Below are 3,041 nucleotides of genomic sequence, written 5' to 3' on the forward strand. Positions count from 1 at the left end.
AGACCGGTTACGGCCTCACACCCGAGAGCGAGGCGCTGCTCCTCGACGTGGCGCGAGAGCTCACGCCCGAGACCACCTTCCTCGGGGCGCACATCGTCCCCGCTGAGTACCGTGGCGATCGCGCCGGCTACCTCAACCTCTTGAGCGACGTCATGATCCCCGCATCCGCAGGGACCGCCAGGTGGTGCGACGTCTTCTGCGAGTCGGGCGCATTCGACGTCGACGAGTCACGACGGGTTCTGCTCGCCGCCCGGGAACACGGCATGGGGCTCAAGGTGCACGCCAACCAGCTGAGCGCTGGCGGGGGCGTCTCGCTGGCGTGCGAGATGGACGCCGCCTCGGCAGACCACTGCACGCACCTGGCACCGTCTGACGTGGAGGCGCTGGCGAGCTCGCGGACGGTCGCGACGCTCCTGCCGGTGAGCGACTTCTGCACCCGGCAGCCGTACGCGGACGCGAGGGCGCTCCTCGACGCCGGGGCGACGGTCGCCCTGGCGACCAACTGCAACCCGGGCTCGAGTTTCTGCACCTCGATGCCCCTCGCGATGGCGCTCGCGGTTCGTGAGTGCGGGATGTCTGCCGACGAGGCTCTTTGGTCCGCCACATTCGGCGGGGCAGCGGCCCTCCGGCGCAGCGACATCGGACGGCTCTCCCCGGGTTTCCGGGCCGATGCGCTCGTCCTCGACGCGCCGTCACGGGACCATCTCGTCTACCGCCTCGGCGCCAATCTCGTGTCCGCCGTCCTGAAGGATGGGAAGTGGGCCCGCGGCCACCTGTCGTGACCGGATGGTGTGCACGTAACCTGGGGTTATGTCCGCCGACGAGCGCCGCACCGACTCAGGGATAGAGATCAAGGCCGTCTACTCGGCGTCCGACCTCGAAGGCTGGGAGGCCGACAAGCAGCTCGGCGCGCCCGGCGGCTACCCCTACACCCGCGGGATCTACCCGACCATGTACCGCGGGCGCCCCTGGACGATCCGCCAGTACTCCGGGTTCGGCACGGCGGAGTCCACCAACGAAAGGTGGCGGTTGCTGCTGGCCGGCGGCGGCACGGGGCTGTCCTGCGCCTTCGACCTGCCCACCCAGATGGGTTACGACTCCGACCACCCGCGGGCGGAGGGCGAGGTCGGCAAGGTCGGCGTCGCCATCGACTCGATCGACGACATGCGGATCCTCCTCGGCGGCCTTCCCCTCGACAAGGTCACGACGTCGATGACGATCAACGCCACCGCCTCGATCCTCCTGCTCCTCTACCAGCTCGTCGCCGAGGAGCAGGGAGTTGACCCCACCCGGCTCGGCGGCACCATCCAAAACGACATTCTCAAGGAGTACGTCGCCCGCGGGACCTACATCTACCCGCCGCGGCAGTCGATGAGGCTGATCACCGACATCTTCGCCTACTGCCGCGAGAATCTCCCCAGCTGGAACACCATCTCGATCTCCGGCTACCACATCCGGGAGGCCGGCTCGACAGCCGTTCAGGAAATCGCCTTCACGATCTCCAACGGCATCGCGTACGTCCAGGCGGCGGTCGACGCGGGCCTTCCCGTGGACGAGTTCGCGCCTCGCCTGAGCTTCTTCTGGAACGCGCACAACAACTTCTTCGAGGAGGTCGCCAAGTTCCGGGCTGCCCGGCGGATGTGGGCGCGCATCATGACCGAACGTTTCGGGGCCAAGGACGAGAAGAGCAAGCTGCTCAGGTTCCACACCCAGACCGGGGGATCCACCCTTACCGCCCAGCAGCCTGAGAACAACATCGCGCGCGTGACGATCCAGAGCCTCGCCGCGGTGCTCGGCGGGACGCAGAGCCTCCACGCCAACGGATACGACGAGGCACTGGGGTTGCCGACAACCAAGGCCGCGACCATCGCGCTCCGGACGCAGCAGATCATCGCCAACGAATCCGGCGTGGTCGACACCGCCGACCCTCTCGCCGGCTCGTACTTCGTGGAAGCCCTCACCGACGCGATCGAGCAAGAGGCGTGGGGCTACCTCGAGAAGATCGACGGCATGGGAGGGTCCGTGGCGGCGATCGAAGCGGGTTACATGCAAGACGAGATCGAGCAGGCTGCGTACTCGTACGCCAAGGCCGTCGATGCCGGCGAGAAGGTGATAGTCGGCGTCAACAAGTTCCACGACGACCAGCCCGACTCGACGGAGGTGTTCCCGATCGACCCCGCGCTGGAGCGCCACCAGGTAGACCGCGTGCGGCGCACCAGGGCCGAGCGCGATCAGGCCTCAGTCGATGCCGCGCTCGCGGACGTCGCGTCCGCAGCCAGGGGGACACAGAACCTGCTGCCCCCGATGAAGGAAGCCCTGCGCCGAAGGGCGACGCTGGGCGAGGTGAGCGACGTCCTGCGCGCCGAGTTCGGCGTCTACCAGCCGAGCCGCTAGGAGAACGAGTGCCCGTCCGCTTCGCAATCATCGGGGGGGGCCCGGGCGGCAACACCGCCGCGACCTACGCCGCGCGCCTCGGGGCCGAGGTCACGCTGATCGAGCGCGACGTCATCGGAGGGGCGGCCCACCTGTGGGACTGCATCCCGTCGAAGACCATGATCGCCACCGGCGGGGCTATGAGCTTCACCCGGCGGGTGGAGGGCATGGGTCTGACGCACCAGGACCCGCTTCTCGACCTGACGGCGCAGCGCCGGCGTGTCGAAGACATCGAAGCCCACCTCTGCGAACAGGTGACGACCCTCCTGGAGAGCCAGGGGGTGCGGATCATCCGCGGGAGCGGCCGGGTGAAGGGCCCCCACGAGGTGGTGGCCGAGACCGAAGCGGGCATCGAGGAGATCGACGCCGACGCCATCCTGATCTCGACGGGCAGCAGGCCGCGCATCCCGGCATGGGCGAACCCCGACGGGGATCGGGTGCTCACTACCCGCCAGGCGTACCCGCCACCGGAGATGCCCGAGCACCTGGTGGTCATCGGCTCCGGTGTCACCGGCGTCGAGTTCGTCCACATGTTCAGTTCGTTCGGCTCGAGGGTCACCCTCATCGTCAGCCGCCAGCAGGTCCTGCCGAGCAAGGACCCCGAGGTG

3 protein-coding genes are annotated in these 3,041 nt (G+C 68.4%); all 3 read left to right on the forward strand.

The window, feature by feature from the left end; translation table 11 throughout:
* Nucleotides 1-782: amidohydrolase family protein (locus V7053_RS18505; protein WP_334173722.1), on the forward strand; the 782-nt coding region annotated here is incomplete at its 5' end.
* Nucleotides 783-810: 28 nt separating this feature from the next.
* Nucleotides 811-2,394, forward strand: coding sequence for an acyl-CoA mutase large subunit family protein (locus tag V7053_RS18510; protein WP_334173723.1), 1,584 nt, complete (start codon nt 811-813; stop codon nt 2,392-2,394).
* A gap of 8 nt (nt 2,395-2,402) precedes the next feature.
* Nucleotides 2,403-3,041, forward strand: a 639-nt coding sequence (locus V7053_RS18515; RefSeq protein WP_334173724.1) for an FAD-dependent oxidoreductase, incomplete at its 3' end; no start/stop codon positions are given.

Source organism: Sinomonas sp., assembly GCF_036848755.1.
GTDB lineage: Bacteria > Actinomycetota > Actinomycetes > Actinomycetales > Micrococcaceae > Sinomonas.

What these genes read in the sequence shown, in the direction of transcription:
- V7053_RS18510 (WP_334173723.1), top strand. Translation starts at nt 811, where the DNA reads ATGTCCGCCGACGAGCGCCGCACCGACTCAGGGATAGAGATCAAGGCC.